Source organism: Myceligenerans indicum (assembly GCF_016742955.1).
In the GTDB taxonomy this organism is placed as follows: Bacteria; Actinomycetota; Actinomycetes; order Actinomycetales; family Cellulomonadaceae; genus Myceligenerans; species Myceligenerans indicum.
The window spans coordinates 61,025-67,899 of sequence record NZ_JABBYC010000018.1 but is presented as its reverse complement, the minus strand read 5'-3'; the positions used below and the strand labels follow the sequence as shown (position 1 = coordinate 67,899).

The 6,875-nt window shown below is 70.9% G+C and carries 6 protein-coding genes; 2 read left to right on the top strand and 4 right to left on the bottom strand.

What is annotated here, in order from left to right; genetic code table 11:
* Nucleotides 1–62 precede the first annotated feature (62 nt).
* Nucleotides 63–1,058: an ABC transporter permease gene (locus HGK34_RS11720; protein WP_201847404.1), complete on the bottom strand. Its 996-nt coding sequence runs from the start codon at nucleotides 1,056–1,058 to the stop codon at nucleotides 63–65.
* Nucleotides 1,059–1,407: 349 nt separating this feature from the next.
* Here HGK34_RS11720 and HGK34_RS11715 point away from each other — a divergent pair, with 349 nt between their 5' ends.
* On the top strand, nucleotides 1,408–2,226 hold the full coding sequence (locus HGK34_RS11715) for an alpha/beta fold hydrolase (RefSeq protein WP_201847402.1): 819 nt from the start codon (nucleotides 1,408–1,410) through the stop codon (nucleotides 2,224–2,226).
* Between the two features lie 51 nt (nucleotides 2,227–2,277).
* Here the strand turns inward: HGK34_RS11715 and HGK34_RS11710 are convergent, their stop codons facing one another.
* The 3 genes from HGK34_RS11710 to HGK34_RS11700 all read right to left on the bottom strand — a co-directional run bounded on the left by HGK34_RS11710 (nucleotide 2,278) and on the right by HGK34_RS11700 (nucleotide 4,755).
* Nucleotides 2,278–2,817, bottom strand: coding sequence for a DUF1877 family protein (locus tag HGK34_RS11710; protein ID WP_201847400.1), 540 nt, complete (start codon nucleotides 2,815–2,817; stop codon nucleotides 2,278–2,280).
* A 189-nt stretch (nucleotides 2,818–3,006) separates the two neighbouring features.
* The gene (locus HGK34_RS11705; protein WP_201847398.1) at nucleotides 3,007–4,254 is read right to left on the bottom strand and encodes a baeRF2 domain-containing protein; all 1,248 of its coding nucleotides are present in this window, start codon (nucleotides 4,252–4,254) and stop codon (nucleotides 3,007–3,009) included.
* Nucleotides 4,255–4,410: 156 nt separating this feature from the next.
* Entirely contained in the window at nucleotides 4,411–4,755 is a 345-nt protein-coding gene (locus HGK34_RS11700) for a chorismate mutase (RefSeq protein WP_244666644.1), read from the bottom strand.
* A gap of 213 nt (nucleotides 4,756–4,968) precedes the next feature.
* Here HGK34_RS11700 and HGK34_RS11695 point away from each other — a divergent pair, with 213 nt between their 5' ends.
* The gene (locus HGK34_RS11695; protein WP_201847396.1) at nucleotides 4,969–6,798 is read left to right on the top strand and encodes an AMP-dependent synthetase/ligase; all 1,830 of its coding nucleotides are present in this window, start codon (nucleotides 4,969–4,971) and stop codon (nucleotides 6,796–6,798) included.
* Nucleotides 6,799–6,875: the final 77 nt, after the last annotated feature.

Sequence of the window (6,875 nt, the reverse complement as noted above, 5' to 3'; positions counted from 1 at the left end):
AGATGTGTATAAGAGACAGGTCGATGCCCTCGGAGGGCCGAGACGGGGGGTCTGGGTGGTGGTCACAGGATCGATGTCTCCCTGGCGTAGCGCCTCTGGACCAGAGTCGCGATGACGACGAGGACGAATCCGACGACCGACTGGAACAGCCCGATGGCGGCGGTGGTCCCGAAGTCCCCGAAGGTGCGCAGTGCGCGGAACACGTAGGTGTCGATGACATCCGTCGTGGAGAAGAGGGTTCCGTTGTCGCCGACGATGGCGTAGATGGTCCCGAAGTCGCCGTAGAAGATCCGCCCGACGCCGAGGACGAGCAGGATCGCCGCGGTGGGCTTGAGCAGCGGCGTGGTGATGCGCAGCGCCATCTGTGCCCGGCTCGCGCCGTCGATCATCCCGGCCTCGTAGACCTCCTCGGGAATCGCCGTGATGGCGGCGAGGAAGATGACGCTCATGTAGCCACCGAGCTGCCAGACCTTGACGACGGTGAGGATCCAGGGCCAGGGACCGGGCTCGGTGTACCAGGACGGCTCGGGCAGCCCGAGCGTTCCCAGGAAGTCGTTGACCAGCCCACCACGGCCGCCCGGCCCGGCGAGGAACGCCTGCAGGAAGATGCTCACCACGATCGGCGAGACGAAGTACGGCACGAAGATCACCGACTGGAAGAACCCCTTCGTGACGCGTCCGCGGATCTCGTTGAGCATCAGAGCGAGCAGGATGCCGGCCCCGAGCGTCGCCGCGAGGAACAGCACGTTCAGGAACAGCGTGTTCCACATGATGCGGCCGGCGTTGCCGGACGTGAAGAAGAACTCGAAGTTCTGCAGTCCCGCCCACGGCGAGGCGAAGACGCCGTCGGCGACGTTGAAGTCCTGGAAGGCGACCACCAGCCCGGCCATCGGGCCGTAGGCGAAGACGGCGAGCAGGACGACGGCAGGAGCGGCGAGGATCACCAGGCCGTAGTCCCGGCCGCGCCAGGTCTGGCGCGCCCCCTGTCCCGCGGACGGGCGGGCCGCCGTGTCCTCGGTCGCGCGCTCCTCGCCCGCGGTGCTGATCTCTGTGCTCATCCGCACCCACCCCCTGGGCAGGGGCGGAGCGGCGACCTGGTGTCGTCCTCACGTGGTTCCACGGCGGGCTCTCTTCGTCGTCGAAGGCCGGCGGGTGCTGGCTCTGACGGGGAGGTTAGAGGGTGCACTCGGTTGCCGTCAAGAAAACTCTGCAAGCGCGTTCCGTGTGTCCGCACGCCTCGGAACGCCGTCCACGCACTCCACGATGCGCCATCTGACAGGGATCACGCGACATCGACGTCAACCACGCCAGGTCCTGAGCGAACCGACGCCGGGCCAGCTTTCCGTTCATCGTGAATCTGTTTCACCATCTTGCCGCAGTTTCACCGCGCGTGTAGCCTCGCGTGCCGTGAGCCCTCTGCACGTCACGCGCACCCCCGCGCCGCCGCCGGCGCGAGGCACCGTCCTCGCGCTTCACGGAATGATGGAAAGCGGGCCGACGCTCCGCTCGGCGGCCGATACGTGGGCCGCCGCGGGGTGGTCCGTCGTCGCACCCGACCTTCGGGGGCACGGGCGCTCCCCACGATGGGACCCCGCCGACCGACGACACCCCGGCGACCGGCTCGCGCAGGACGTCGTCGACCTCCTCGACGACCTGACGGGCGAGCGGGCCGGTCACGGTCCGCTGGTGCTGTTCGGGCACTCTGCCGGAGGCGGGGTCGCGGCGGCCGCCGCGGTGCGGCGCGCCGGCCTCGTCGACGGCGTCGTCCTCGAGGATCCTTTCTGGCGGCTACCGGTGACGCGCCACCAGGACCCGGCCGTGGCCAGGCAAGCACACCGCGGCCTGGTGGACCGGCAGGCGATGACGGCGTCGGAGCTCATCTCCTGGGGCCGGTCGCGGCACCCCGGCTGGGATCCCGCCGAGCTCCCGGAATGGGCCGCGGCACAGCACGACGCCGATCCGGCACTCGTCCGCAACGGCGACGTCATCCCGACGCCGCCGTGGCCGCAGCTCCTGGCCGACCTGGCCGGCGCGGACGTCCCCGTGCAGGTCGTCACGGGTTCCGGTCCCCTTGCCGGTATGACCGTCGAGCATCGACGGCTCCTGGTCGCGCGCGGGGCGCACCTCGTCGTCGTTCCCGACGCGAACCACTTCGTGCGCCGCGACGCTCCCGAGGCGTTCGCCCGAGCGACGACGGCGTTCCTGGAGCGCGTCGCCGCACGCTGACCCGGCCGCGTCACAGCGCTGGAACGCGGCCGGGTAGTCACGTGAACTCGGTCAGTTGAGCATCAGCACGACGGCGTCACCCGCGTCGGCCGCGGCGGTGAAGAACCTGCCAAGACCCTCGTAGGCGTCGGCGAGCGCGTCGAGCCGCTCCTCCGGCGGGTGCTCGGTCGGGTCGGGGCAGCCGTCGCAGACGGCGGCGGCGTACAGCGGAGCCAGCTCGTGGAACGGCGTCCCCGTCAGGAATGCGGCAGCCGTGGCGACGTCGTCGGACGGGAGCAGACGGGCGGTACCGATCGCGCCCGGCACGCCCAGAGGTTCACCGCCCTGGACGACGTCGACCGCCAGCCCGCCGTGCTCACGCAGGAGGCCGTGCAGGCCGCCCCACGTGAGACCGATCGTGAAGTACGGCGCCTCCGCGGGCGGCAGCTCACGCTCCGCCCAGTCGTCTGCGAGTGCCTGGACGTGTGAAGCAGCCCAGCCGTCGTCACCGGTGGCCCTGGCCGCGTCGTCGACGCCGAGTCGTGCGTATTCGCAGTGGACGCCACTCAGCGCCGCTGCGAGGCTCGGCCTGTTCCCCTCGTGAATCCCCATGGCCGGGCACGCTAGCGACTCGGGTCACACGATGGGTCGGGCATAACGAACAGACCAACAGCAACGCCTCTGAACGCCGCCAGGCTCCACAAGAACTTCACATCTGGAACGGTCGACGAATCGGCTTCACGGGACGCACACCGGACCAACCGGTCACCACCGTGTGGGAATCCCGTAGGAGCCGCGCGCTCAGCCGCGCACCCGCTCACCCCGCAGCCGGACGTCGTCCCCCGACATCGCCGCGGCGAACTCGTGCGGGGTGCGCTCGTCGACCCAGCGCAACGTCGCCGCCACGCCGTCGGTGACACCACCGGCGCCCGCTCCGACCGAGCCCTCGGGCGCGAAGGTGAGGCCCGCGTCCTGCGCGATCGCCGCTCGTACCAGCGCCACCACCGCGGGCAGCTCCTCGAGCCCCTCGCGCACGCCCAGCGCCTCCAGTGAGGCGCGGTCCGAGGCGATGTGCGTCGGCTCGGGCCCGATCCAGAGGGTGCGCCCGTTGACCTGTCCGTTGCCCGCCCCGTATTCATCGGCCAGCACGAGTTCGGCCACCTGGCCCCGGCTCAGCACGGCGACGACATCGTCCACGGACGACACCGCGCCCTCGTCACGCCCGAGCCCCTGCCGCAGGCCGGCGAGCACGCGTTCGCGGCGCCGCTCCCGGTAGCTGTCCAGCGCCTCGCCGACCCGGTCGGTGAAGGCCCCGCCGCTCGCGGCGCCGCCGGCCGGCCCGCCTCCGACCGTCGCCGGCGCGCCCCGCACACCGCCGGGGATGTCGATGCAGGTCTCGGACACGGGACGGCACATGTTCTCCCGCACTCCCGACACGGTGCGCGTGTCACCCGTCAGGACCACCAGTTCGGGGGCGGACGCCTCCACCTGCCGCTCGACCTCCTTGGCGATCGCGGCCGCGTTCCGCTCCCACGAGTCCTCGGCCCGGGACTCGATCTTGGCGCGTTTGGTGCCGGTCGAGCTGGCCTTGGCGATCTCGTCGTCCGGGGCGGCGTACTCCTCGTACACGCGGCCGCCGACACCCGTCCGCGTGAAGTCCGCGCCCTTGCGGTCGACAGCGACCACCAGCAGCTCCACCGACTCGTCCGCGGCGCGGACCACCTGGAGCAGCTCAGGCACGTTCGACCACGAAGCGACGTCCACCGTCGGCGCCTCGTACAGCACCCGGTCCACGAGAACGCCCGTGCCGTCCGCGATGACGACCCTGCCGTGCAGGCCCGGCTCCCACGTCGGACGCCGGGCCGAATCCTGCATGCCGTCCAGGACGCCGTCAGGGGCGCCCTGCGCCGCGAGCGACTTCCGCGCCGCCCGCCACCGGTTCGCGACGTCGCGGTCCGCGACGGCCTTGTCCGACGGGGTGGCATCGAGGTACACGGTGGCGAATGGTCCCGAGTGCCCGAGGAGCGGCTTGAGCCAGTCGATCTTCATTCCCGCCTCCTGGTCCGAGGGTGATCCTCACAATCCATCCAGCCTCCGCTGAATCACCGGCGGACGCCACCCCTGGACCAGGATTGCCCCGAGGAATCTCGGGACGGGCTGCGCGGAGCCATGTGCCACCTGCGGCTCCGGTCAGAACACTTCTCTTCAAGCGTAGGTATCGAGCTCCGGCATCGTCTCACCCGCGTGCTCGCGCGCGATGAGCTCGTGGCGCCTGATGACCTCGCTGACGATGAACTGCCGGAACTGCACCGCGAAGTCCGGGTCGAGGCCGGAGGCCTCCGCGATCTCCGTGAGCCGGGCGATCTGCTGGGCGTCACGCGACGGATCCGCGGGCGGCATGTTGCCGACCGCCTTGAGCTCACCCACCTGGCGGGTCAGCTTGAAGCGCTCTGCCAGCAGATGCACCAGGGCGGCGTCGATGTTGTCGATGCTCGCGCGCAGGCGGAGGATCTCCGAGGGCATTCCCGAGGCAGCAGGATCCGAGGTCATGGAGACGAGGCTAACCCGGGCCACCGCGCGGGGCGCCTTCGTACCGGCCACCGGACGCGCGGGGATCCCGCCACGGGACGCTCGCGACGCATTGACAGGAGCGCAAGTTCTGTAACGCCCGGTGGCGGGGGTAAAGTCTTTCTCGCGCTTGCGCACTGGAGCCCGGTGCGCGGGAGCTGTATCCCACCCCCTGATACCGCGGAGCTCACCACAATGACAGTCGTCTCCACACCGGCCATGGTGGACGTGCCCGAGGGCACCAGCATCAACACGATCCTGCGGGAGCGTGTGGCCAGGTCCGGTGGAGAGACCCTGATCGAGCGCCGCGACACGCCCCGGGGACCGTGGGTCCCGGTCACCGCCCTGGAGTTCGAGCAGGAGGTCCTCGCTCTGGCCCGTGGTCTGATCGCCCGTGGCGTCGGCGTGGGCGACCGTGTCGGGATCATGTCTCGCACGCGCTACGAGTGGACGCTGCTCGACTTCGCGATCTGGGCGGCCGGAGCGGTCCCCGTGCCGGTGTACGAGACCTCGTCGGCCGAACAGGTGCGGTGGATCTGTTCCGACGCGGGGGTCCGGCTGGTCTTCGCCGAGACCGCCGCGCATGTCGCGACGATCGAACAGGTCCGCGACTCCCTGCCCGCGTGCGAGGACGTGCTCGTCATCGAGGACGGCGCCGTGGCCGCGCTCCGCACCGCCGGCGCGCACCTGCCGCTGCTGGCCGTCACCGAGCGGCGGGACGCGGTGCACCGCGACGACCTCGCCACCATCATCTACACCTCGGGGTCCACGGGCCGGCCCAAGGGCGTCGAGCTGACGCACGGCAACTTCGCGCACCTGACGATGAACGCCGCCGTGGCGATCCCCGAGATCCTCGACGCACCCGGGTCACGGACCCTCCTGTTCCTGCCGCTCGCGCACGTCTTCGCGCGCTTCGTGGAGGTTGCCGCGTTCGCCGGGAACTCGGTCCTCGGCCACGCGCCCGACATCAAGAACCTCGTCGGGGATCTCGGAACGTTCGCGCCGACGTACCTGCTCGCCGTCCCGCGGGTGTTCGAGAAGGTGTTCAACTCCGCCGAGGCGAAGGTCTCCGGATCACGTCTCAGGAGCCGGATCTTCGCCTGGGCCACCGACACCGCCGTGAGGTACTCCCAGGCGCTCGACACCGCCTCCGGACCGGGCCCCCGGCTCCGCCGGGCGCACCGGGTCGCCGACAGGCTCGTGTACGGCGCGCTTCGCACCGCCATGGGCGGGCACCTGCAGTGGGCGGTCTCCGGTGGGGCGCCGCTCGGTGAGCGGCTCGGGCACTTCTTCCGCGGTGTCGGTATCACCATCCTGGAGGGGTACGGACTCACCGAGACCACGGCGCCGGCAACGGTCAACCTGCCCCGGCACACGAAGATCGGCACCGTCGGACCGCCCCTGCCGGGCACGTCGGTCGCCATCGCCGACGACGGCGAGGTCCTGCTCCACGGGCCGCACATCTTCCGCGGCTACCACCACCAGCCGCAGCTGACCGCCGAGGCCGTGAGCGACGGCTGGTTCCGCACGGGCGACCTCGGCACGGTCGACGACGACGGCTTCCTGCGCATCACGGGACGCAAGAAGGAGATCATCGTCACCGCCAGCGGCAAGAACGTCGCCCCCGCGGTCCTGGAGGACCGGCTGCGGGCTCATCCGATCGTGAGCCAGGTGGTCGTGGTCGGTGACCAGCGCCCCTTCATCGGCGCCCTGGTCACCCTCGACGCCGAGATGCTGCCCGGATGGTGTGCCGCCCGCGGGCTGCCGAACCTGAGCATCGAGGAGGCACGGGTCCACCCCCAGGTGCTCAAGGCTCTGGACGCGGCCGTGCGGCACGCCAACGAAGCGGTCTCCAAGGCCGAGTCGATCCGCAAGGTCAGCGTCCTGGACTTCGACTTCACGGAGCAGAACGGCTACCTGACGCCGTCGATCAAGGTGAAGCGCGCCAAGGTCGTGGCCGACCTCGCCCACCTCGTCGACGAGCTCTACGAGGCAGGACGCCCCGAGGCTGCCACAGCGCGCTGAGCAGGGCCCGAGGCCGGTCTACCTGCGGCCGGCCCAACCCGCGCGGCCGGGGCAGGCTCGGACGCTCGTCCCGCGGG

What these genes read in the sequence shown, in the direction of transcription:
- HGK34_RS11700 (WP_244666644.1), bottom strand. Translation starts at nt 4,755, where the DNA reads ATGACCTCGGATCCTGCTGCCTCGGGAATGCCCTCGGAGATCCTCCGC.
- HGK34_RS11705 (WP_201847398.1), bottom strand. Translation starts at nt 4,254, where the DNA reads ATGAAGATCGACTGGCTCAAGCCGCTCCTCGGGCACTCGGGACCATTC.
- HGK34_RS11710 (WP_201847400.1), bottom strand. Translation starts at nt 2,817, where the DNA reads ATGGGGATTCACGAGGGGAACAGGCCGAGCCTCGCAGCGGCGCTGAGT.
- HGK34_RS11695 (WP_201847396.1), top strand. Translation starts at nt 4,969, where the DNA reads ATGACAGTCGTCTCCACACCGGCCATGGTGGACGTGCCCGAGGGCACC.
- HGK34_RS11720 (WP_201847404.1), bottom strand. Translation starts at nt 1,058, where the DNA reads ATGAGCACAGAGATCAGCACCGCGGGCGAGGAGCGCGCGACCGAGGAC.